Source organism: Mucilaginibacter sp. HD30 (assembly GCF_054061755.1).
The window spans coordinates 2,690,550-2,712,812 of the sequence record NZ_JBSSEO010000001.1; the positions used below are offsets into that span (position 1 = coordinate 2,690,550).

At 42.0% G+C, this 22,263-nt stretch carries 20 protein-coding genes, 1 tRNA gene and 1 pseudogene; 7 read left to right on the top strand and 15 right to left on the bottom strand.

Annotation, left to right across the window (positions count from 1 at the left end; translation table 11 throughout):
* Window positions 1-223: 223 nt before the first annotated feature.
* From ACVW2L_RS12790 to ACVW2L_RS12800, 3 genes are all read right to left on the bottom strand, one after another.
* Window positions 224-844, bottom strand: a complete 621-nt coding sequence (locus ACVW2L_RS12790) for a Crp/Fnr family transcriptional regulator (RefSeq protein ID WP_457128360.1) — start codon at window positions 842-844, stop codon at window positions 224-226.
* Between the two features lie 335 nt (window positions 845-1,179).
* Window positions 1,180-1,806 (bottom strand): alpha/beta hydrolase, encoded by a 627-nt coding sequence (locus ACVW2L_RS12795; RefSeq protein WP_457128361.1) that lies wholly within the window; start codon window positions 1,804-1,806, stop codon window positions 1,180-1,182.
* Window position 1,807: 1 nt separating this feature from the next.
* Complete coding sequence (locus ACVW2L_RS12800; RefSeq protein ID WP_457128362.1) at window positions 1,808-2,743, bottom strand: ring-cleaving dioxygenase; 936 nt, start codon at window positions 2,741-2,743, stop codon at window positions 1,808-1,810.
* A 128-nt stretch (window positions 2,744-2,871) separates the two neighbouring features.
* Between ACVW2L_RS12800 and ACVW2L_RS12805 the strand changes: the two genes are divergently transcribed.
* The 3 genes from ACVW2L_RS12805 (at window position 2,872) to ACVW2L_RS12815 (ending at window position 3,418) form a co-directional block, all read left to right on the top strand.
* A tRNA-Arg gene (locus ACVW2L_RS12805) sits at window positions 2,872-2,943 on the top strand.
* Between the two features lie 89 nt (window positions 2,944-3,032).
* Window positions 3,033-3,233: a YtxH domain-containing protein gene (locus ACVW2L_RS12810; RefSeq protein WP_457128363.1), complete on the top strand. Its 201-nt coding sequence runs from the start codon at window positions 3,033-3,035 to the stop codon at window positions 3,231-3,233.
* Window positions 3,230-3,418: a hypothetical protein gene (locus ACVW2L_RS12815; protein WP_457128364.1), complete on the top strand. Its 189-nt coding sequence runs from the start codon at window positions 3,230-3,232 to the stop codon at window positions 3,416-3,418. The genes ACVW2L_RS12810 and ACVW2L_RS12815 overlap by 4 nt, the downstream gene beginning before the upstream one ends.
* 4 nt (window positions 3,419-3,422) lie before the next feature.
* Here the strand turns inward: ACVW2L_RS12815 and ACVW2L_RS12820 are convergent, their stop codons facing one another.
* The 3 genes from ACVW2L_RS12820 to ACVW2L_RS12830 all read right to left on the bottom strand — a co-directional run bounded on the left by ACVW2L_RS12820 (window position 3,423) and on the right by ACVW2L_RS12830 (window position 4,722).
* Window positions 3,423-3,671: a hypothetical protein gene (locus ACVW2L_RS12820; RefSeq protein WP_457128365.1), complete on the bottom strand. Its 249-nt coding sequence runs from the start codon at window positions 3,669-3,671 to the stop codon at window positions 3,423-3,425.
* Window positions 3,672-3,754: 83 nt separating this feature from the next.
* Complete coding sequence (locus tag ACVW2L_RS12825) at window positions 3,755-4,327, bottom strand: dihydrofolate reductase family protein (RefSeq protein WP_457128366.1); 573 nt, start codon at window positions 4,325-4,327, stop codon at window positions 3,755-3,757.
* 11 nt (window positions 4,328-4,338) lie between these two features.
* Complete coding sequence (locus ACVW2L_RS12830; RefSeq protein WP_457128367.1) at window positions 4,339-4,722, bottom strand: DoxX family protein; 384 nt, start codon at window positions 4,720-4,722, stop codon at window positions 4,339-4,341.
* A gap of 165 nt (window positions 4,723-4,887) precedes the next feature.
* On the opposite strand from ACVW2L_RS12830, the gene ACVW2L_RS12835 reads away from it, so the two are divergent.
* Window positions 4,888-5,862, top strand: coding sequence for a GlxA family transcriptional regulator (locus tag ACVW2L_RS12835; RefSeq protein ID WP_457128368.1), 975 nt, complete (start codon window positions 4,888-4,890; stop codon window positions 5,860-5,862).
* 99 nt (window positions 5,863-5,961) lie between these two features.
* Here the strand turns inward: ACVW2L_RS12835 and ACVW2L_RS12840 are convergent, their stop codons facing one another.
* The 3 genes from ACVW2L_RS12840 to ACVW2L_RS12850 all read right to left on the bottom strand — a co-directional run bounded on the left by ACVW2L_RS12840 (window position 5,962) and on the right by ACVW2L_RS12850 (window position 11,158).
* A complete protein-coding gene (locus ACVW2L_RS12840; protein ID WP_457128369.1) occupies window positions 5,962-7,422 on the bottom strand; it encodes a hypothetical protein in 1,461 nt (486 codons plus the stop codon).
* 139 nt (window positions 7,423-7,561) lie between these two features.
* On the bottom strand, window positions 7,562-10,357 hold the full coding sequence (locus ACVW2L_RS12845; RefSeq protein WP_457128370.1) for a TonB-dependent receptor domain-containing protein: 2,796 nt from the start codon (window positions 10,355-10,357) through the stop codon (window positions 7,562-7,564).
* A gap of 333 nt (window positions 10,358-10,690) precedes the next feature.
* Window positions 10,691-11,158 (bottom strand): YciI family protein, encoded by a 468-nt coding sequence (locus tag ACVW2L_RS12850; RefSeq protein WP_457128371.1) that lies wholly within the window; start codon window positions 11,156-11,158, stop codon window positions 10,691-10,693.
* Window positions 11,159-11,326: 168 nt separating this feature from the next.
* On the opposite strand from ACVW2L_RS12850, the gene ACVW2L_RS12855 reads away from it, so the two are divergent.
* Entirely contained in the window at window positions 11,327-12,538 is a 1,212-nt protein-coding gene (locus ACVW2L_RS12855) for a DUF6515 family protein (protein WP_457128372.1), read from the top strand.
* A gap of 151 nt (window positions 12,539-12,689) precedes the next feature.
* Here ACVW2L_RS12855 and ACVW2L_RS12860 read toward each other — a convergent pair whose 3' ends face one another.
* From ACVW2L_RS12860 to ACVW2L_RS12870, 3 genes and pseudogenes are all read right to left on the bottom strand, one after another.
* Window positions 12,690-13,934, bottom strand: coding sequence for a PQQ-dependent sugar dehydrogenase (locus ACVW2L_RS12860; protein WP_457128373.1), 1,245 nt, complete (start codon window positions 13,932-13,934; stop codon window positions 12,690-12,692).
* A gap of 191 nt (window positions 13,935-14,125) precedes the next feature.
* Window positions 14,126-14,794 (bottom strand): LolA family protein, encoded by a 669-nt coding sequence (locus tag ACVW2L_RS12865; protein ID WP_457128374.1) that lies wholly within the window; start codon window positions 14,792-14,794, stop codon window positions 14,126-14,128.
* Window positions 14,795-14,913: 119 nt separating this feature from the next.
* Window positions 14,914-17,455, bottom strand: a pseudogene (locus ACVW2L_RS12870) (DNA translocase FtsK 4TM domain-containing protein).
* A 93-nt stretch (window positions 17,456-17,548) separates the two neighbouring features.
* On the opposite strand from ACVW2L_RS12870, the gene ACVW2L_RS12875 reads away from it, so the two are divergent.
* On the top strand, window positions 17,549-18,196 hold the full coding sequence (locus ACVW2L_RS12875; RefSeq protein ID WP_457128375.1) for an ankyrin repeat domain-containing protein: 648 nt from the start codon (window positions 17,549-17,551) through the stop codon (window positions 18,194-18,196).
* Between the two features lie 100 nt (window positions 18,197-18,296).
* On the opposite strand, the gene ACVW2L_RS12880 is transcribed toward ACVW2L_RS12875, so the two are convergent.
* From ACVW2L_RS12880 to ACVW2L_RS12890, 3 genes are all read right to left on the bottom strand, one after another.
* Window positions 18,297-18,848, bottom strand: a complete 552-nt coding sequence (locus tag ACVW2L_RS12880) for a hypothetical protein (protein WP_457128376.1) — start codon at window positions 18,846-18,848, stop codon at window positions 18,297-18,299.
* A 276-nt stretch (window positions 18,849-19,124) separates the two neighbouring features.
* Window positions 19,125-19,973, bottom strand: coding sequence for a transglutaminase-like domain-containing protein (locus tag ACVW2L_RS12885; protein WP_457128377.1), 849 nt, complete (start codon window positions 19,971-19,973; stop codon window positions 19,125-19,127).
* A gap of 16 nt (window positions 19,974-19,989) precedes the next feature.
* The gene (locus ACVW2L_RS12890; protein ID WP_457128378.1) at window positions 19,990-20,709 is read right to left on the bottom strand and encodes a peptidase; all 720 of its coding nucleotides are present in this window, start codon (window positions 20,707-20,709) and stop codon (window positions 19,990-19,992) included.
* A 215-nt stretch (window positions 20,710-20,924) separates the two neighbouring features.
* Between ACVW2L_RS12890 and ACVW2L_RS12895 the strand changes: the two genes are divergently transcribed.
* Window positions 20,925-22,259: a sensor histidine kinase gene (locus ACVW2L_RS12895; protein ID WP_457128379.1), complete on the top strand. Its 1,335-nt coding sequence runs from the start codon at window positions 20,925-20,927 to the stop codon at window positions 22,257-22,259.
* The last annotated feature ends 4 nt before the right edge of the window (window positions 22,260-22,263 follow it).

Here is a 22,263-nt window from a genome sequence, read left to right on the forward strand (position 1 = left end):
TTGTAAAATTCATCGCTTCTTCTTTTTGTTAAATCTTATTTTTTTAGCTTGATACAGCAAACGTAATGAGTTCTTAATAAATTGTCATTCTGAGCGACAGCGAAGAATCTTGTAAAACTGATAGGTCATCCGCAGACAGGTCGCACGCTTGTAAAGCGTATAAGATATTTCGCTGTCGCTCAATATGACAAACTATACTTATGGGTGTAATTATAAAAAACTTTTACCTTTCTGCTTTTACCTTTAACCTTGCCCCCATCATCCTGCTAAAAAACTCAGGCGTAACCCCGATGTACGATGCAATATCTTTTTTTGGCAGGTTATTAATGAGTGTTGGGTACCGCTTGCAAAAATTATTATAGCGTTCCTCTGCGGTAAGACTCAAATTATCCATTAAGCGCTGCTGATAGGCAACCAATGAATTTTCGGTAATTATCCTGAAAAACCGTTCAAACTTCGGCACCTCGTGAAAAAGCAGATCCTGTTTTATTTTTGACAGCAACAAAACTTCAGATGCTTCAGGCGCCTCAATATACAAAGTGCCGGGGCGCTGGCTTATCAGGCTGTACATGTCAGCTATCCACCAGCCAACAGGTGCAAAGTTGAGCACATGTTCCTGTCCGTGCTCGTCAACCGTATAACCGCGTAAACAACCACTAATTACAAAAGCAGAGTACTTGCAAACTTCGCCCTCTTTTAGCAGGAATTGCTTGCGGCTTAATTGCTTTGGATGCAGTAAACTGATGAAATAAGTGCTTTCCTCGTTGGTAAGGTTGATGTGCCTGCCAATGCTTTTTAAAATGGTGTCGGTTAACATAATTACAATGCCCGGTTGATGAGGCAAGATAGTAAAATAGTGTTTGGTGAGCGGTAAGCAGAGAATGGTATTTATTAACCCGCGCTAAAATTTACACTTCTGACGGAAGATTCCAACCTTGTTTTACAGGTACCGATTTTTAATGCCAATGCCAGTAATTTTTTGGGACAGAAAAATGAAATTTTTCAATATTTTGATTATCAGATCATTAAAGCAAAGCTACAGCTAATTTTCCTGACGAATAAGTAGTCTCACCTTGTCCCACTCAAAAACCACAAACTTCTTACTACCAACTACATACTAAACAAACTGTCCTACTCCGTCTCAACTTGTCTCACACCCGTGTGGGACAGTTTGTATGCTTACAAGCCAAAAACTGCAGTATTAGCCAGCTCAATCTCATCCGGCGATATGCTGTGCGGCTTACCTGGATAAACCTTAAGCGTAACATCGGCGCCCAGACCCTTCAACACCTCAACCGACTCTTCTACCCTGCCCAAAGGCACATGCGGATCGGGGTCGCCGGTGGTAATTAGGATGGGCGTTCCATTAAATTGGCCTTTATACCGTTCTATCTTCAAATGCTCCCCTATTAATCCGCCGGTAAAGGCAACCGCGCCGCCATATTGCCTGGCATTACGCGTTATATATTCCAATGTTAAGCAGGCCCCTTGCGAGAAGCCCAGGAAGTAGATGTTGCCGGCGGCAATACCCTCGGCTTCAATCTGGCTAACCACCCGTTCAATGCTCTCAATCGCCGAATCAAGGGCGGGTTGGTTTTGCTTTTCGGGTACCATAAAGCTGTATGGGTACCAGCTGTTATTGGTGGCCTGTGGCGCATAAATAGCAGCATCCTTTAAGTTAAACAACTTTGCCAACCGCATGATATCGGCTGCGGTGCCGCCCCTGCCATGCAGCATAACAAGGGCGGTTTTAGCCTGCTGCGCCGGGGTACCGGCGCTCATATATTTATTATCGTGTGTGTACATCTCAGTTTAATTTTGGTAATACGGCCTCAATCTCATCCCTCCGCGACTCGTACTGTGCAGGCAGTTTCAAATGGCTGCCCAACTCAGCAACGGGTTCGTCAACATCAAAACCGGGGTTATCGGTAGCTATCTCAAACAATACACCACCGGGTTCGCGGAAGTACAAAGAGTAAAAGTAGTTACGGTCTATCTTTTCGGTAATGTGCAAGCCCAAAGCTACTATCTTATCCCTAAACTGCATTAAGACTTCCTCATTTTCAACCCTGAAGGCTACGTGGTGCACGCTACCTCCCGCAACATGGCCTGCAACTTCGCCTGCAACCTCCACCAGATCTACAATGTTGGCAGTATCCACAGCATCAGTAATAAACCTGTAACGGTTAACATTCTGCTCCAACAAGCGGTACCCGAAAACATTGGTTAAAATGTCGGCAGTGGGCTGCATTTTATTGGTAGTTATGGTGATGTTGTAAAAGCCCTTTAAAGCGTGTTCTGCTTTGATCTCATCAGTTTCCCAACCCTTGCGGTTATCGTTAGCTTTAGCTTCAATCAACTCCAGCTTTAAACCATCGGGGTCTAAAAAGGTAAGGTATTTATCACCAAATTTTTCGGCCACTTTGTTATAGATCACATTGTTGACTTCAAAGCGTTGTTGCCAAAAATCAAGACTGCCTGCTGGTACGGCATAGCCAATCTCGGTAGCCTGCCTTGCGCCCCGCCTGCCCTGCATTATATTGCCCCATGGGAAGAAAGTAAGTATGGTACCGGGGGTGCCGTACTCATCGCCATAGTAAAAGTGGTAGGTTTCGGGATCATCAAAGTTTACGGTTTTTTTAACCATGCGTAAGCCTAATACTTTGGTATAGAAATCAAAATTGCGTTTGGCATTGCCTGCTATTGCTGTTATGTGGTGAATGCCGTTTATTGTATTTTTCATGATGCTTTTATTTTAAGTGATTGTTCTTTAATTATTACACCACAAATTTACGGTGCATTTTAAAGGCAGCACTTGATGTAGGTCAAGAAATAAAAACACAGCTAATTTTAATATATTTGCCGCTGATTGCTCCCGTAGTTCAACGGATAGAATTATGGTTTCCGGTACCATCGATATGAGTTCGAATCTCGTCGGGAGCACAAGAAAGCCGCGTTATGCGGCTTTTTTTATTTCTAATTTACCAAACCTAATACATCAAATAGCGTTGTTATTAAAAAAGAGAAACGCTATGAATATTATAAAATTAGCCTTAGTAGGCGCAGCAGTGGTATACGGTGTTAACTATATCACCAAAAAAAGGGAAGATGGCACCAGCATTTTAGATGATCTAACCGATAACATGCCCGACTGGATGAATGATGCCAAACAGTTTGCTACGCAAACCGTGGATGACATAAAACAAAACTTTAACGATAACCAGGCACGATGAATAACTTCTTCAGGGGTATAATAGCGGCCTGGGGCGCTAAAAAGTTGGGAGGCGGATGCCTCTCAACTATAGTTATATTTATAATAATATATACGTTGCTTGGCAAATGTAGCAATGGTTCAAAAGCGGCTAACGCACACCCTGCTACCGGTAAAACTGCGGTTGCCATTTGCAGCAGCAGATAGTATCCTAAGTCGCCTCTCCCTTATTTTCCCAATGGTCCTTAAATGTTCCATTGGGCAGTTTCTTCAAAGTGCGTGCAAAACGATCGCCTTTAACGTTTCCATCCTCGCCCTTGCGGCCAACAAATAACAACACTGGCCTTCCTTCGCCATCGGTTTTTAGAACTACATCCGTCCTATCCAACTGAAATTCCAGTTTTGCATCGGGCGGGTATACCTTGTCTAACAATCGCTGTAATTTTGCTCCTATTTTCATCGCCATACATTTTATGAGTAACAACGATGTATTTAAATGAGTTTGAAAAAAAAATTGGCTTATCTATTCGCGGGCAGACCGTGCTACAACTTACTATAGTGCAACAACACTACCCCGGAATCAAACCGTTGTACGCGGGAAACCTGCATGTTGGTTATAAATTTTGTTTTACTAAAAAGCAGCTTGCCAGATCCTAATATTACCGGATGTACCCACATTACATATTCATCAATAACACCCAATCGCATAAGGCTACTTACCAGTTTGCTGCTACCATAGATAATGATATCATTCCCTTGCAAGTTCTTCAACTTATAAATCTCACTACCTATGTTACCACTTACACGTACAGAATTTGTCCAATTAAGGTCTGTTAATGTACGCGAAAAAACCACCTTCTGCCTGCTGTTAATTAAATCAGCAAATGCCAGGTCTTCTCGCGGAAAACAAAGGTCGGACCGTGTTGCGGACCAATACGCCGCCATAGCTTTATAGGTTACCCGCCCTAATAATACGGTGTCGGCGCGGCTCAATTGTCTGCTTTGGGCTTCGGCCATTTCCGCAGTCCAGCGGCTAAAGTGCCAGTCCAGTTCGCAGTTGGGGCCTGCCATAAAGCCATCTACCGTAACATTAACAGATAATATGAGTTTTCGCATAAATTGCGTTTTTATGCGGCGGATGCCTTTAGGTACTTGCGATAAAAGATGTATGCCAACGCTCCTGCTGTTAACGGAACAAGCATAACATACCATGGACCATCAGCCTTTGGAGACATCATAATAGAATAGGTTGCGCCTATCAGATCAAACATCAGGCCCGCATATGCCCACTCTTTAATACGTGGAAAACCGGGTATTAAAATAGCTATAACCCCTAAAGCCTTGGCTGTACCAATAAAGGGTATAAAATAAACAGGATAGCCCAAACCGTTATGCATACCCTCAACAGCCATCGGCATAACCAGAATATCCGGAATGGCAGAGCCAAGCATCATAAAGGCAAACAGGATGGTGAACACCCAATATAAAATTTTAACGGTTTTTGTTTTCATCGCTTAAGTTTTAAGTCGTTACGATACAAAAGTAGCTTCCTTATCAGCTATATCGTAATGTGTGAATGCGACATTATAAGGATGTGATTGCGACTTTATGCAGATATCATCATACAATTGTGTAAACTTATTTGTTAAATTTGATATATAACAGCACAAACCTGTATGAAACAGATTTCAATTTTAGTACCCTATGAGGCCGTCCCCGCAGCTATTGTTGATCCGCGTTATATGTTCAGTACGGTAAATTTATTTTTGAAAGATATGGGCCGCGAAGCCGCCTTTAATGTGCAGTTAGTGGGGCTTAACAAACAGGTACCGTTAAACGACGGTGTGTTTTCTGTAAATACCGACAGCCTTTGCAACGATGTTCCAAAAACAGACATTATTATCATACCGGCACTGTCTGGCAATATGCGCGCCGCTGTTGAAATGAATAAAGATTTTATACCCTGGATAATTGAACAGCATAAAAATGGGGCCGAAGTGGTATCGCTATGTCTGGGGGCGTTCTTGCTGGCAGCTACCGGCCTTTTAAATGGCAAAGAATGTTCTACTCATTGGTTATTTGCTAACGAGTTTAGAGACATGTTTCCGGATGTTACGCTTACTGATGGCAGCATTATTACAGAAGTTGATGGTTTGTATTCAAGCGGAGGAGCTGCATCCTACTGGAACTTGCTGTTGCACCTGATTGAAAAATACACAGGGCGTGAAATGTCTATCCGCGCAAGCAAATTCTTCGCTATCGAAATCGATCGAAAGAGTCAGTCGCCATTTATTATGTTTAACGGGCAAAAAAAGCATGAGGATGAACCAATAAAAAAGGCGCAGGAGTTTATTGAGCAAAACCTTACCGAGAAAATTTCTGTAGAAGAACTGGCATCGCGCTTCGCTATCGGTACAAGGCACTTTGCGCGCAGGTTTAAAAAAGCAACAAATAACACGCCTGCTGAGTATATACAGCGTGTTAAAATTGAAGCCGCCAAAAAAGACCTGGAAAATACCCGGAAAAATGTAAACGAAGTAATGTACGATATTGGCTATCTGGACATTAAAACCTTCAGAACCGTTTTTAAAAAGATCACCGGCCTCTCTCCTATTGATTATAAGCATAAATATAATCGGGGAGCAGCCTGAGTTTATAAACCACACGAGCACATCACGATAGTATATAAAACAGAATCGGCCCGCTTATTGAGCGGGCCGATTCTGTTTTATGATAAGCTTTATTTAAAATTATTTTACAGCACCTGGGGCACCGTAAGGAAGTTGCTGTGGGTTATATGAAGCCCAACCAGCAGTCCAGTCAGATGTTCCAAAAGCACCTTTAAAAGTACCTGTCTTGTCAAAGAAAGCGTCAGTAACTTTAGTATTGGTGTATGCGGCACCGGTTAAAGCCTGTGATGCAGCTACCTGAGTAAAGTTAGGCGTACCTTGTCTTGTGTACGTAGACGTGTTAGAAGCAATATCGGCACCGAATTTATATGGATCAGTGTAGATTGCACCTGCATAAACTGCATTATCAAAGGTGTTATTTAATCCTGTGTTAAGGAAAGTGGTTATAGCTGTTTGTATTGTAGCGTTTGAACCTTTAACAGTGTTTGAACCGGTACCTACAACCAGGTTATTTGCAAATATTGCTTTACCACCGGTTAAATTAACAGATGAAGAGTTTGCATCACCAATAGCTGGCAGCGCGTCATCATAAAATATACCTTGCACGTTACCTGCAAATACAGAGTTAAATATGCTGATAGACGAGTTACGACGGATTTGAGCAGCGTGCTGGAAGTTAGCATTAACGCTCGGGCCACCTGAAGCAACTTCCCGTGGGCCTAATATTGTCATATTTGAAAATATAGCGCTGGTTTGAGGAGTTTTATTGTCACCTGCAGCGTTGTTGTCAGACTCAAAGCCGTTAGAACCTGATACATCAGCAGTAGCAGCTAAGCGTTGGGCTATACCAAACTGTATTTTACCAGAGAAACCAAAATCAGTATCAAAATCATCGTCCCAGCTATCAATTGCTACTAAGTGTTTACAATTTACGGTACCACCAAACCATTCGAAAGCATCGTCACCTGAGCGGTATACTTCAATGTAGTCAATTGTAGTACCGGCACCAACGCTACCAAAAGTCAAACCGTTGATCTCGTTATCAGGGCTCAATGGAATACCAGCATATTCAATACGAACGTATTTCATAGTACCAGAGTTATCATTAGCATCAGTGCCACCATATTTACCTTTATCGGTAGCATCAGATATACCTTCAATTGCAACGCTTTCGCCTTGGTTGTTTGGAGCTTTACCTAAAAGGATAACACCACCCCAGTCGCCTGCAGAACGGCCGCCAACAGCTACGTTTGATGTAAATACAATTGGCTTTTCTACAGAACCAACTGCCATTATTTTAGCTCCGCGGGTGATGATCAAAGCGCCTTTTGAAGCTTTATCACCTTTAATAAGTGTACCTTCTGCAATGGTTAATGTAGCGTTACTGGTTACAAACACATTACCTTTTAAAAGGTAAATCTTATCTGCAGACCAAGTTGTATTAGTAGTTATGTCGCCAGTTACTGTTACAACATTCTCTGTCGCCGGTGGATTTACAGTTCCTCCGTCGTCAGTTGTTTTTGAACAGCTTGCCATTAGCATTCCAAGGGCGGCAAACGTTAATAATAGATAGTTTTTCATTTTTGTTGCTTTAATGTTACGTAAGTATTTTTTTTCTGTTTACTATGCTCCAAAGTAACTCATGCTAATTGAACTGAATGTTACAGGTTATTTAAATAAACATTAAATAACATCGATTCAGATTAACATTAAGTTAACACTACAAGGTGTAGCTAAAGGCGAATGAGTAGTTGCTTCCAGGCCTGTAGCTGCTTTGCGTGTAATCTCCGCTCTGCGGATCGTATCGTTTATTTTTGTTTATATCATAGTAAAAGGTAGCTTTTTGATTAAGTATATCGCCTGCATTAAGCTTTAACTCTCCCTTACTTTTTAATACTTTGATGCCTAACTGCATATCCAGAACATTTCTTGGCGCTTCCCATATACCTTCAAACTGCGCGCCGGCGGCTACAGACAATCTACGCCCAACCCTGTTAAACAATGCATTAAATGTTAGCTTATTATCCAGAAAGTTGTGCTGTAAGCCGGCATTAATTACATAAGGCGCCTGGCCCACCAAAGGGCGTTCTTTTTCTTTAAAAGTTAAGCCAATATTGGGGTTAACCGCGTTTGATTTAATAACTGCTACATTGGTGTAAGCTGTTGTATTTTTCAAAAAGTCATTCTCAGCTATAAAATCAAGTGATTTGCGGATCTCAAACTCAAGGCCGTAAACATCAGCCTTGCTTGAGTTGAAATATTTGATCTGACGAGTTGAAGAAGCAGCATCATCATTATAGGTTTCAATTGCGTTTTGGAATTTTTTATAAAATCCTGAAACCGAAATTATCTGCCCTGCTGACGGGTAAAATTCTAAACGCAAATCCATATTATCTATAGTAGCTTTTTTCAGATTAGGATCGCCTACGATAGAGGCAAGTATCTCATAATCATAATACTGCGCTCTGGCCATTTCTCTAAATTCCGGCCTTGCAAGGGTGCGCGAATAAGATGCCCTAAGATTGGTTTTTTCGGTAAGGCTGTAAGTTAAATTGGCTGATGGTAGTATATCTACATAATTACGTTTGGCCGTGTTCTGAGGATCGTTGTCTTTAGTTGATAGATCTAAATTAAATTGCTCTACCCTTGCACCCCACACAATCCGCAGGTTTTTACCCAGTTTGTTATCCAGCATTGCATAAGCCGAATTAGTTGAAGATGTAGCCAAATAAGAGTCAATAGGCGATACGATCTCGCTTAAAGTGTAAGCTCCTTTGTTGATCAGATCCGGAGAAAACAATTGGTTTAAAGGTAACTGCCTGACATCGTTTGGTTCGATATTAGGATTGCTGGTATTTAGCACCGCCCCCAGGAAACGCGCATTAAAGGTTCTGTCGCGATACAAAGAACTCACTCCTGTTTTGAAAATTGCGCTTTGCTTAAATACCTTAACAGGTAAACTAAAGTTTACACTACCTGTGAACGAGTTCTCATTAAGTTTTGAAAACAGGGTTGTATTGTCTTTACCTAAGGTTGTTACGTTGGCGAAGAACGGACCATTACCACGGTAAGGACCGTTATAGCTGATCTTACGTTGGTTTGGTTGATCATTCAACACATTGTTGTAACCCAATACCCAGTTAATTTTAGCACCTTTTTCGCCAACCGGATGGTTACCTTCTAATGTTGATTTCAGTAAGGCTTTCTGTAAAAGGTCAAATGCAAAATACCTCACATCGGCAGTAGAGCTTTCGTTTGTTCCGGCTCTTTGCAAATATTGGTCATCGTATATCCGATTGTAAATGTTTTTGAACGTGATTTTGCTTTTACCGAAAGAATATCCTAAATTCAATAATGCACCAACGTTAGTTGAAAATTTATAAACATTGTCAATGTAATCGTTATTGTAATCATGGCGCAAAACATCATTTTGTATGGTTTGCGAGTTACGGTAGGTTAAAGCGAATATAGCACCTAAGCGGTTTCCGCTTTCAAAGTCTTTAACTTTCCCTAAAGTAAACTGATAGTTTTGCGTTGGAAGCGCTTTGTTGTTATAAATGGTAAAGTTACGTTTCGGTAAAAATTTCAACAACGCCGCCTTATTTTGATCTGGACTCAATCCATTGCCCAACACAGTAGAATTTGGAATGCCCGATGCCAACTGTCTGTCGCCATTGTCAAAACCAAAATAGTCTGTTGTATTGCGCGTTCCGCTTTTAAAATTCTTAAAAGTTGAAGCAGTATTATAACCCCCACCAATTGTAAATGAAAGAAAATTTTGATCAGGGAGATCTTTAGTGGTGATATTGATCAAACCACCTGCAAAGTCTGCCGGTTGATCTGGCGTAGCTGTTTTGGTGATTGTTAAAGCCTCGACAAGGTTTGAAGGCACTATATCAAAAGAAAAGGCTTTTCGGTTAGGCTCAGTACTTGGCAGCCATGAACCATCCAGCATTGCGTTATTATATCTGTCGCTCAAACCGCGTACTACCACAAACTTATTGTCCTGCACGGTTGCACCACTAACACGTTTTAACACGTCAGCAGTGTTCCTGTCCGGCGAACGCTTAATAACCTCTGCAGATACACCGTCAGAAATAGAAACACTATTTTTTTGCTGGGCATATAGAGAGGCAGCAGAAGCCTGGCGGAAAGTGGCTTTTACAACAACTTCGCCAAGTGCCTGCGTGGCAGCTTCTGATAAGATTATGTCTAAATTGGTAACTTCTCCGGCCTTAACCTCAACATCAGATATAGCCTTGGTTTGATAACCAATATATTTTATAGTTAAGGCATATTTGCCTGGCTGTAAGCCTGAAAGCAGGTATTTACCGTCAACATCAGCAGCAGCGGCTTTGCCTGTGCCGTCAATTGCTATAGTAGCGCCTATAAGGGTTTCGCTGGTTTTTTGGTCGGTAATTTTACCTGATATCTTTCCGGCATCCTGAGCTGAAAGATTTAAGTTTATTATAAAAATTATAAAAACTGTGAAGAGGAGATTCTTTGATTTTAACATAATGCTTAATAATACCGGCAAAATTACCGGCGCATCGTTAAGCCAATGTTAACATCAGATTATCAAATGTGAGGTTTTGTTTAAAACTTTAGCATGCCATAAAAGTCATTTTTACATCTGCAAGATATCTTCAAAAACATAGTTAATTATTTAATAGTTAACTGTTTAACCAGTAAAAAAGATATCCCAAATATGGTAGACAAAAACCTGTTCCATACAAATACGAAAAGAAATACCGTATTAGGAAAACGTGATATTGCCCTCATTCGATTATTTTATGGTAACTATTTATTAACAAACGCTCCGCCCAAACGCTTATTCATCAATCGGGGGCTACCTGTCTGTTATGTCCTTCTTTTGTATCTTGTTATGTATGGTTGTAACCTGTAGCAAAGCAGCGCTGCAATAAAATGGGTGAAGCTCCATTACAAAAGCACCGGCCTTTATGCCAGGGTCGGTTTCTGTTAGTGCTTTGGCCTCTTCTACCGTTTTAACGTTGAAAATAAATATACCTTCTATTTCTTTGTCGTCGGTAAACGGTCCCGCTAAAGCTAATTTACCCTCTTTTGCCAGGCGCTCTATATTCTGCAGATGTGCCATTTGCAACTTTGTCATTTCGGCTTTATCTGTAATTTTTGTTGGGCCTGATTTTAGAAAAGCCATTACATATTGCCTCATACCGTAATCGTCTGCGCCAAGTTTTTTGGCTAAAGCGGCATCAAATGCGGGCTTGGTTTGCGCTTGTGTAAGGGCTGAGCAACATAGCACAGCCAAAAGAAAAACGTATGCTTTTGCTTTCATATAATTTATAATTAAATCCACTTAAATATAAAGGATGTTGAATAAAATTTATTATTCAGGCCCGCTTCTTGCTAAAATAATTTACGGTAGATTAAACCGTTTACAAAAATATAGTCTATATACTATGGCAAATAAGCCAACCCGAATTATTAAATTTTTCAATCAATTATGAAAAGAATATCTCAATACTTAACAATGGCCGTTTTTAGCGGTTTATTGTGTGTTACGTTAGCTTTACCTGCTGATGCCCAACGCCGTGGAACCGGCGGTGGTGGCGGCGGCGGAGGTGCAAGCGGCGGTGGCCGCTCAGGTGGTGGCGGCGGCTTTTCCCGCGGAGGCGGCGCCCCTTCAGGTGGGGGTGGCTTTAATCGCGGAGGCGGTTTTTCATCACCACGCTCTAATGCCGGCCCATCCGAGGCTAATCGTGGTGGTTTTAACCGCGATATGTCAAACCAGCAGCCACGTGCTAACAACAATTCAGCTGATGCCCGCCGTGGTGGCTTTAACCGCGATATGGCAGGGCAGCAACCCAATGGCGTATCGCCTCGCGTAAACAACGGTGTAAATGATGCGCGTCGTGGTGGTTTTAACGGCAATATTTCAGGCCGTCAGCCCAATGCTACTTCACAGCGCGGATACAACAACGCCTATAGCGGCGGCAATATGGCCAGACGCGGTACTGCAGGCCCTAACATTGCAACAGGCAGATACGGATCAAGCTCAAACGTTGGCCGGGGCGGCTTTTACAGAGGCGGTCGTTATTATTCAGGTGGTGTAAACTACGGCAGCAGAAATTACGGCGGCCGTTATTATGGCAACAATTATGGCCGTTGGGGCGGATCGCGTGGTTACTATTTTAACCGCGGTTTTTATAGCCGCCTTTATTACCCACGCCTTGGCTTTAGTTTAGGTGTATTGCCATACGGCTACTATCCGTTTTATTGGGGTGGTTCGCAGTTTTACCTGAGCGGTGGTTACTTTTATCAATATAACAACAACCAATATACTGTTGTTGAGCCACCACTGGGCGCGGCTGTTTCCAGTTTGCCTGATGGTGCCGAATCAATAATTATTGATGGCGAACAGTACTACGAGCTGAACGGTGTTTACTATTTACCTACTACCCGGGATGACGGCAGCGTAGTTTATGAAGTTGTAGGTAAAGACGGCCAGTTGGAAACCAGCAATATGGCCGATATGCCGGCTCCAACAATACCAGAGGCTCACGTAGGCGAAATTGTAACCGATCTGCCGCCTGATACCAGGAGAGTAACGCTTAATGGCGAAAGCTTTTTGGTATCGCCAGATCAATACTATTACCAGCCTATACCGGGCACCAACACTTATAAAGTGGTTGCTGTTCCGATAATTGAACCATAATATTATTTAAATACCTGGGAATAAAGGCGGCTTCGGCCGCCTTTGTTGTTATGGCAAATTTTGTAGCAGAATGTAGCGTAGCAGGTAGGGTGCTACACCCTGCTACAAAGCAGCTACAAGATGCTAAAGTGGAACGATTCGAATAAATTTCTTATTTACTCCCGTAACTTATCTTAAATATAGTACCCTTCAAATCATCCGCTACATAAAGCGAGCCGTCCGGACCTTGGGCCAGACCGGTTGGGCGGTATTGTGTGGATATGCTGCCTGTCTCCTGTCCCGAAAAATTATCAGCAAATACTTCCCATGGGCCTGATGGCTTGCCATTTTTAAAGGGTACAAATGCAACCAGGTATCCCTTTTTCATTTCGGGCGATTGCGCATGGAAAGCCATAAAGGCTCCATTACGGTATTTAGCCGGGAACGATTTCCCCGTGTAAAACAGCAAATCATTTGGTGCAAAGTGAGCGGGAATAACCGTTAAGGGTTCAAGGTATTTTGTGTCCGGTGATTTTTTACCATCACCGCCATACTCCGGCGATTGTACGTATTTGTTCTGAAAGTTATCATAATAGGCAAAGGGCCAGCCCGCATCAACGCCTTGCTTAAGTTCATACAGCGCTTCGGCAGGCAACTGTGCCACCTGTTGCGATGTATAATATTGCGGATATTTATTATCCAGGCTACGGCCATGCTGGGTTACAAAAATGGTTTTGGTTACCGGGTTCCAGTCTATCCCGACTGAATTTTTAACTCCTGTGGCAAACTTAACCCCATCAGCATATGTCTGGTTGGGTTTATCGGCCTTAAACTTCCACACCCCTCCTACCGAATCGCGTAGCGGGCAACCCGGTATCCCAACAATTGAACCTTGTGCGCGGCAGGCATCAGAGTAAGAACCAACAGCAACATACAAGTCATTTTTATCATCAATAACAAATGCTTTGGCATTATCGGCGCGTTTATCTACCAGTCCGGTTACTATTAGTTCCGGCTTATCTGCGTCAATAACTTCGTTCTTCGCGTTCAATTTATAGCGGTATACAGCACTGTTTGACGAAGAATATAAATAACCACCTTTTATTTTAATGCCCGTACCCGGGTAATCGCCAAAGCCGGTTTTGGTTTCAAAATAGCCGTCTTTATTATTGTCGGTAATGTAATATAAACCCTTTCGGTTGCGAATATTGTTTTGCTTTACATAGATGTTCCCGTTGTCGGTTACCACCAAGTGCCTTACAGGCCCTAATGAATCAGCTACAATGTTTGCTGTAAAACCTTGTGGTAACTTTATAGTAGGAGCCGGTGGCAACGAATTTTGCAGGCTTATGGTTAAGCTTGTAAGAGTTGCTAACGCGATAACTGCGCCGGTAATATAGAATGATGCTTTTGTCATGTTAATTAAAAATATTGCAGCTTCTAATGTAGGAAATCAAAAGTGAATCCGGCTTGAATAACATTCCTTTTACATAAAAAAGGCTGCGTCATTTTGAATAACGTAGCCTTTTTTTAATCGTAGTTAGAGGACTCAAAGTCTCGCAGCATAACTTTATTTGATAAATCAATTTCGAAATGGAACATCCGAAATCAGCGCAGATCCACCGCCTCAACACCGGGATGCGTTTTTGCATCAAAAGCAAACGTACTTTCAGGGGCCTGCATAGCAGTGGCCGCACCACGCAATGTATAGGTATACTTACCGCCGGTGTTATCAAAAATAGTAGCGCTATAGATCTGCTTTGAGTTTTTATCAACATTGAGCCTGATCTTGAAAAAAGAGACTTTGTTGTCTTCGGGCGTAAGGTCTATTACCTGGTAAAGCTTTCCGTTTATTTTCTGTGTGCCGGTAAACAAATATTTATAACCTTTTTGGTAAAGCGTAAAAAGCTGCGCGGGGTTAAAGCTATCGCTGCTTGTGCCGGCGTTATTTACAGTTACCTCTTTTTCGGCCTTTAAATATGTCCACTGGGTTTTACCATTGCTTATTATCTCCTGCTGCAGATCAGCAGAACCTGGTTTGTATAGCGTAATCTTAAACTTATTGGCTTTTGGCTGCGTTATCAGCGCACCATTTTGCGATTGCCTTATCCCCGCCTGCTGGTTATCAACCGTAAAAACAAAATCTGTTTTTATAGTAGTAAAAGTGCGGTATTTGGCAGCTACTGCGTCTAAAATCTTCTTAGCCTCGCCATCTTTCTGGGCAAACACGTTTGCTGACGATAATAGCAGTGCGGCGTATATTATTAATTTCTTCATGTTTTATAGACTGCTTTTTGAGGGGAACGTTTAGCCCCCTCTAAATCTCCCCCTGGTAGGGAGACTTTTCGAAATTCCTTTTAAAGCCCTCCCTTCCGGGAAGGGTTGGGAGGGGCCAACTAATTTTTATTCTCCAGCGTTTCAAAATATTGCATCAAAGAATATTCATCAGGATACAACACCTCGCGGGCCTTGCTGCCCTCAAACGGACCAACTATACCGGCGGCTTCGAGCTGATCAATAATGCGGCCTGCGCGGTTATAACCCAGTTTTAGCTTACGCTGAATTAATGATGTAGAGCCTTGCTGATGCATTACAATAAGGCGCGCTGCCTCTTCAAACATCGGGTCGCGATCGTCCGGATCAAAGTCTTTCGGGCTGTTGCTTTCGCCTTCGCCTACGTATTCAGGTAATTCGTATGCGCTTGGATAACCGCGCTGCGAACCAATAAAGTCTGAGATCTTTTCTACTTCGGGTGTATCTACAAACGCGCACTGCAAACGGATAAGATCACTGCCCGTTGAGAATAACATATCACCGCGACCAATTAATTGATCTGCGCCGCCTGCATCCAAAATGGTACGCGAATCTATCTTTGACAATACCCTGAATGCCAGCCTTGATGGGAAGTTGGCCTTAATGGTACCCGTAATAATATTTACCGATGGCCTTTGCGTGGCAATAACCAAATGTATCCCTACCGCACGGGCCAGCTGCGCAATACGCGCTATAGGCATTTCTACCTCTTTACCGGCAGTCATCATCAAATCGGCAAACTCGTCTATCACCAACACTATAAATGGCAGGTAGCGGTGCTTTTCGGGGTTGCTTATTTTACGGTTGATAAACTTGGCGTTGTACTCTTTTAAATTACGCACCTGCGCGTCCTTCAACAGATCATAACGCTGATCCATCTCAATACAAAGCGAATTAAGCGTGTTTACCACCTTTTTGGTATCGGTGATGATTGCATCGCCATCATCAGGCAGCTTAGCCAAAAAGTGGCGCTCTATTTTACGGAACAGCGTTAGCTCTACCTTTTTAGGGTCAACCAACACAAATTTTAATTCTGCCGGGTGCTTTTTATACAGCAACGATACCAGGATAGCATTTATCCCGACGGATTTACCTTGGCCCGTAGCACCCGCTACCAGCAAGTGAGGCATTTTGGCCAGGTCGGCAATAAAAACTTCGTTAGATATGGTTTTACCCAAAGCAATGGGCAACTCCATTGTAGTGGTCTGGAATTTTTCTGATGCCATCATAGATCGCATAGAAACCATTTCAGGGTTTTGGTTAGGCACCTCAATACCAATAGTTCCTTTGCCAGGCATAGGGGCAATAATACGTATACCTAATGCGGCAAGGCTAAGGGCTATATCGTCCTCCAGGTTCTTTATTTTGGAGATGCGTACGCCAGGGGCCGGTATAATTTCGTAAAGTGTTACGGTTGGCCCTATGGTGGCTTTTATCTTATCTATCTCAATATTATAATGATTGAGCGTTTCAACTATCTTGTTTTTGTTGGCCTCTAACTCTTCAGAGTTAACCTGTATTTTGTTTGAGCCGTAGTTCTCTAACAAATCAAGCGGCGGCATTTTATAGGACGCCAGATCCAACTTATGATCGTAGGTACCAAACTGATCTACAAGAGATTTTGCCTTACTATCATCCTCCTTTTCAACGTTTAACAGGGGCGTTGGGCGCTCCACCTCTAACGTTAGCGCAATATCAGTACCAATTTCAGGGTCGGCGTTCTCATCATCGGGCCTTAGAACAACAGTTTCATGAAATACGGGTTCGGGCTCAATTTGCTTCACGGCCTCAGCTTTTACGGTATTAGCAGCAGTTGCGCGCGGCCACTCCACCGGCTTTGACGGCATCTCTTCAATCAGTTCTACCGACTGCGGGAAAATTTCGTCGGTTACATCTGCGTTGGCCATTATTGGCTTTTCCTTGCGTTGCGGCAGTTTAAAATCAATATTGTAAGCAATGATCAATACGGTAAGCGCGGCAAATACCAGTACGCCGCCGGTTCCGGCCTGCCCTATCTGCGCATCAAGCAGGCGGTTGCTCCAAAAGCCAAATTGTCCTTCTAAAAAGTGGGGGTAATCAATAATAAAGGCATGCACAAACCCCACCGCAAACTGATAAGAATATCAGCACAAAAAAAGAATACCCTAAAGTTTTACCCAACGAGAATATACGCACCTTAAACAGCATGCGATACCCTATGATAAAAAACACAAATACAAAAACAAACGATGCCACCCCGAACCATTCAAATATAAACTGGTTGGAAAGTAGTGCGCCAAATTTACCCAACCAGTTATCAACTACGGGATCGGTAATACCCTTGTCCAGCAGTTCTGCCTGGGTTTTAAACAGATTGCTCCACCCGCCATTGTTAGCAGAAACGTAACTTTGATCCTGTTCCCAGGTAAAAAGGTAGGATGTGAACGCGATAAGAAAAAAGATGGAAAGTATTAAGAAAAACAAACCCGCTATCTTAATAACGCGTCCGTCTTGCAGGTTAAAAACCGGCATACTCTCGCTTACCGGCCTTGATGAACGCACTTTTGCGCCTTTATCTGATGGCTGACGCGGTGAATTTTCTTCCCTGAAACTATTTGATTTAAACTGATTTCCTTTAATTGGCATTTAAATTATAGCGTAGTATATGCAAATATAAAGTTACGTAGATTAAACAACTATGCGGCTAAAGTTTTAAATTTTTTAGTAATATTGAAATCAATGAGTACAGAACTACTTGAGCAATATGTTACCGAAGCCAACCTTGAAGGCTTAACCTCTTTGCTGAAAGAAAACCCGGCATTGGCCACCAAAACAACCAGCTTCCATGTATCGCCGTTAATGCTGTCCTGCTATTACAAAAAACCCGAGGTTACAACTTTGTTGTTAAATTATACCGGCCAACTCAACCTGTTTGAGGCAGCTGCAACCGGAAAGTTCGATACGCTGGCTCACCTTATTTACACCCACCCCGATACCATTAATAAATATGCTGATGATGGTTTTACGGCTTTGGGCCTTGCATGTTATTTTGGGCAATTTGAGGCTGCGCGATATTTAGTTTTAAAAGGCGCCGATGTCAATTTGCCTTCAAAAAATGGCTACAATGTTTTTCCGTTGCACTCCGCCGCGGCAGGTAATTATACAGATGTTGCCCGTATGCTGGTAGAAAATGGCGCTGATGTTAATATAAAACAGCAAATGGGCGTTACCCCGCTGCACTCTGCAGCGCAAAACGGTAATCTGGAGTTGATAATATTACTGTTGGAAAAAGGTGCCCTTGTTGATATCCGCATGGAAGGCGGCAAGCTGCCTGCTGATCTGGCCCGCGAAAAAGGCTTTACAGAAATTGCTGATATTTTAGGTTAAAAAAGAAGGGCCAAAAGTAAAAGTCTAACTGGTTTCCTGTCCCTAAAAACCGACTTTTACCTTCAACCCTCAAAAAAACTATATAGTAGTACTTATTCTATTAATAAAAACTGCCTGCAAGCATATCATAATAGCTGTAATTAGGAGTTTTCTGCAGGTTAGCCAATTTGCCCGCTGCATTAGCCAAGTTAACTACCGCCTGTTCGCCATATTTTTGCTTTAGGTTTTTAACAAACAACCATTGCATATAACGCAAAGGCATTTTGGTAGGTCTTACCTGTGCAAAAAAAGATTTATCTGCAGCCACCATTGTGGCCAGTTCACGGTAAAACTCCGGAATGTTTGGTGCAGGCGAGGTCATGGTTGGATAGTCTTTACCCCATTTTGCATAAAATTCATCAAACTGCTTTTCTTTCTCAGGATAGTTATGATAAACCCAATCGCTGGCGTTATTGTAGATGTAATCCAGGTAGGTTTTAAAGGATGCATATTCCTTGTTTTGCGTAAGGGCCTCTTTAAAGCATTCCGTGTTATTGTCAATCAGGTTTGTGATGTTTTGCGGGTCTCGGGTTGTTAGAACTTCGTTGATGGGGCATTGTGCAGCCGCTTTAAGGCCAATAGCCATCAAGCAAACAAAAATTGCGTTTTTCATAATTTTAGCCTTTAAATTGATTGGTTATTTAAAGATATAACATTTCAATCACAATAATGTTACAAAAAAGTAAAAAAAATTTCTTGTTGAGGCCAAATAATTTTCTAAGTGTACATTAAACACAGGTGTGTCTTTTGTACAATAAAGGCTTGTATGAAGTTAGGTTGTTTGGACTAAATGATTGTAGAATTTACTATAAAAGCGATTAAATGATTTAATGTTTATAGGAACAGGTATAATCCTATAAACACTAAATCCACTAAGTCCTGATTCGGGCTACAGATAACAAATACCTATGCTATCGTTACTGTTATAGAAAAAAGGTTCAAATGCTTCCCCTTCCACCAACTCGCAGCTTACTATCATTGATGTAAATAATACATCACCAAACAGATTGGCAATGGCAGCATCGGCGGCATCTCTACCCGTAGAGATTTTAACTATTCCGTTTAAAGGAGCCAGGCCCGTTGCATCAAACAACACCCATTCGCCACCGAGGTACGCCTCAAAACATGCGTGAAAGTCTGCCGGTTTAAGTTTGTAAGAATATCCCGTAAAGTAACGCGCCGGTACGTTCAACGCGCGGCACAGTGTTATACCTAAATGGGCAAAATCACGGCATACACCGGCTTGCTCTGTAACGGTATCAAATGCCGAAGTATTAGAATTACTAAAGCCGCTTAAGTACTCAATATTTTTATTTATCCAATCTGTTAGCGCTATTACCTTGCTAAAAGAGCTTTCAATATGCCCGAACAGGTTATTGGCCAGCCTGAATAATTTATCAGATTGGCAATAACGGCTTGGGTTAAGGTAAGGAATAATGGTTGGATCAAGCTGCGCGATTGAAATGTCGGGCTTATCCGCAAAGTCAACTAATTTGTAGCAATTGTCAACTGTAGCTTTATAACTTAATTTAAGCAGCGTGGCATCTGCAACCTCAAAACGTATAAGCCGGTTCTCGCCACTCACTGCCGGCAGCTCTTCGGTTTTGATATAAGGCGAGATAGTGAACTCCTCGCTTAATACAGTTTGATGCTGATTGCGAAGCGCATTGATGCTTAATATCAACGTACTATCCGCCCCTACCCGATACTCCATCTCGGTGAATACGTTAAATTTCATTTACTTTTTGTGTGTTTTATGGCATTTTATCAAATGCCGTGTCCATCCAGTCTTCTGATATATTGTCGAGCGCCGCTTTCAACTCCTCCGCCCATTGGGTTGAGATGTTTTCCAGGTCCTTTTTCTCATAGCGTTTTTCTACTATTTCAAAGCTGTCTTTTTTATATAAAACAACATCAATAGGGAAGTCAACATTGTTTGAGCTTACCCGGGTAGAATCAAAGGACAAAAACCCCGCCTTAAGCGCCAGCCGCAAACTCGAATTTTCGTTCAGTGTGCGGTTAAGTATGGGTTTACCATGCCCTGAGTTGCCGATAATTATAAAAGGTGCGCCTTGCCCCAGCTCCACCCAATTTCCTTCGGGGTAAAGTAAAAACAACTTATGCTCGCTGTCATCTTTTAATTGCCCGCCAATTATAGAGTGCAGATCAAAGTTAAACCCCGCCTTTTCAAGCGACTGTCTGTCCTCGGCTGCTACCCTTTTTATCTGTTCGCCAAACGCGTTAACCGCTTTATATAATTTATTATACTCTGTTGTTTCCAGCAGTTCATTAAAATATACTATTGCCTTATCTCGGGTTGAACGCAGGCCGCTCGTCATGATAAAAAGAGAAAAATGATCTTTTTGTTCTATTGATATCTTCTTTTTTACCGTGGTATCTGTACCCGAGGTAATGCGGGTATCGGCAATGGCCAACAACCCTTCTTTAACCTTAATCCCTAAGCAATAAGTCATTATAATTGAGTATCTGTTTATAAAAATTTCAGGTGCACAAAATAGTAAAATCAGGCGGCTTTAACTGCGAGATTTTACAAAAACTTATTTTACGAAATATTACGTAAGTAATAAATATTAGCTAAATTTATAGCGCCTATGACAATTTAATTATTGATAAAAATGCTTGTATGCCCCCTAACATATAACCGTATCAGCGTATTAAATGTATTGTGATGAGGGTTCATTTTTTCACAAGGATTGATCCGCTCAAGCGCTCTGCTTTCTATCATTACAGTACATTCCAAAATCTGCGCTCGGTAAAAGTATTGAGTTTAGTTTATCTTATTGTTAGTTTATCTTTAAGGCTATTGGTAACATTAACTGATTTGCCTATTGAGAATTTTGACCATATAGGTGAATTTAAACAGGCCAACTGGATATCAATACTTGTTTCCCCGATTTTTTACGCAGGATCTGTGGTTTTGCTAAAACACTATCAAAAAAACTTTAACATAAGAATGCTTGCCCGTGCGTTTACGCTGCTGTTTGCGCTGTTTGTTATGTTAAGTTTTATGCGCACCACCTTTTTTACAATGCATAATCCGCGCAACACATTGGTGATGTACCTCATCGGGCTCATCATGATAGCAGTTTTTTACACGTTTGAGCATTTTGAAACCATTTTCCTGGCGTTGGTTACCGGCATTTGTTTTTCGCTGCTTTTACCTTCGTACCAAAGCGGCACAAACGAGGTGGTAATGAATAACCTGGCATCGCTTATACTATTGATTGTATTTTTTTGCATATCAAGATATACCTTCTCTTACAGGGCCGACAATTATTTAAAGCTTAAGGCCATTGAAGAAAAGAACCTCGAAATTGAACAAGCCATAAGGGCGAAGAACGAAATATTAGGTATTGTGGCGCACGATCTGCGGAATCCGCTTTCAGCCATAAAAACCATTGCTGCCATTATGAAGATGGAGAAGAAAATGGACACCGAGGACCACCAGAACTTGATTATGATGGAAGCATCGTGCGATAAAGCGGCGAGCATTATTAATGACCTGCTTGAAACTGCGCATGATGAGCAACACCACGAGTTTGATACCGAAAAAGTTGAGCTGAACCAGTTTTTGCTAAAAATTGTTGACGAATGGGTTAAAAGCAAACATGGGCAAGCCAATATTTTGTATTACGGAAACCACCAACCGGTGTTTGCCCACATAAATACTGAAAAAATGGGCCGCGTAATGGATAACCTTATTAGCAATGCCATTAAGTTTTCCGGACCAAACAATCATATTGAAATAGCATTGCGCGCTACAAACACCGATGCTCTTATTGATATAAAAGATTTTGGCATGGGTATTCCTCAAGAGTTGCTGCCATTTATTTTTGAACGTTTTTCAAGAGCAAGCAGGCGCGGTATGCGTGGAGAAGAATCTGTTGGCCTGGGTCTTAGTATAGTGCGCCAGATAGTTACCAAACATGGCGGTGATATCAAAGTATACAGCGTTGAAAAGCAGGGCACTACTTTTACCATAAACCTTACCAAGATAGGTTAACCCT

Excerpts from the sequence above, each read along its gene's own strand:
- ACVW2L_RS12830 (WP_457128367.1), bottom strand. The coding sequence starts at position 4,722 with ATGAAAACAAAAACCGTTAAAATTTTATATTGGGTGTTCACCATCCTG.
- ACVW2L_RS12840 (WP_457128369.1), bottom strand. The coding sequence starts at position 7,422 with ATGAAAAACTATCTATTATTAACGTTTGCCGCCCTTGGAATGCTAATG.
- ACVW2L_RS12810 (WP_457128363.1), top strand. The coding sequence starts at position 3,033 with ATGAATATTATAAAATTAGCCTTAGTAGGCGCAGCAGTGGTATACGGT.
- ACVW2L_RS12825 (WP_457128366.1), bottom strand. The coding sequence starts at position 4,327 with ATGCGAAAACTCATATTATCTGTTAATGTTACGGTAGATGGCTTTATG.
- ACVW2L_RS12850 (WP_457128371.1), bottom strand. The coding sequence starts at position 11,158 with ATGAAAGCAAAAGCATACGTTTTTCTTTTGGCTGTGCTATGTTGCTCA.
- ACVW2L_RS12875 (WP_457128375.1), top strand. The coding sequence starts at position 17,549 with ATGAGTACAGAACTACTTGAGCAATATGTTACCGAAGCCAACCTTGAA.
- ACVW2L_RS12880 (WP_457128376.1), bottom strand. The coding sequence starts at position 18,848 with ATGAAAAACGCAATTTTTGTTTGCTTGATGGCTATTGGCCTTAAAGCG.
- ACVW2L_RS12865 (WP_457128374.1), bottom strand. The coding sequence starts at position 14,794 with ATGAAGAAATTAATAATATACGCCGCACTGCTATTATCGTCAGCAAAC.
- ACVW2L_RS12815 (WP_457128364.1), top strand. The coding sequence starts at position 3,230 with ATGAATAACTTCTTCAGGGGTATAATAGCGGCCTGGGGCGCTAAAAAG.
- ACVW2L_RS12800 (WP_457128362.1), bottom strand. The coding sequence starts at position 2,743 with ATGAAAAATACAATAAACGGCATTCACCACATAACAGCAATAGCAGGC.
- ACVW2L_RS12795 (WP_457128361.1), bottom strand. The coding sequence starts at position 1,806 with ATGTACACACACGATAATAAATATATGAGCGCCGGTACCCCGGCGCAG.
- ACVW2L_RS12895 (WP_457128379.1), top strand. The coding sequence starts at position 20,925 with ATGAGGGTTCATTTTTTCACAAGGATTGATCCGCTCAAGCGCTCTGCT.
- ACVW2L_RS12890 (WP_457128378.1), bottom strand. The coding sequence starts at position 20,709 with ATGACTTATTGCTTAGGGATTAAGGTTAAAGAAGGGTTGTTGGCCATT.
- ACVW2L_RS12860 (WP_457128373.1), bottom strand. The coding sequence starts at position 13,934 with ATGACAAAAGCATCATTCTATATTACCGGCGCAGTTATCGCGTTAGCA.
- ACVW2L_RS12845 (WP_457128370.1), bottom strand. The coding sequence starts at position 10,357 with ATGTTAAAATCAAAGAATCTCCTCTTCACAGTTTTTATAATTTTTATA.
- ACVW2L_RS12855 (WP_457128372.1), top strand. The coding sequence starts at position 11,327 with ATGAAAAGAATATCTCAATACTTAACAATGGCCGTTTTTAGCGGTTTA.
- ACVW2L_RS12885 (WP_457128377.1), bottom strand. The coding sequence starts at position 19,973 with ATGAAATTTAACGTATTCACCGAGATGGAGTATCGGGTAGGGGCGGAT.
- ACVW2L_RS12820 (WP_457128365.1), bottom strand. The coding sequence starts at position 3,671 with ATGAAAATAGGAGCAAAATTACAGCGATTGTTAGACAAGGTATACCCG.
- ACVW2L_RS12835 (WP_457128368.1), top strand. The coding sequence starts at position 4,888 with ATGAAACAGATTTCAATTTTAGTACCCTATGAGGCCGTCCCCGCAGCT.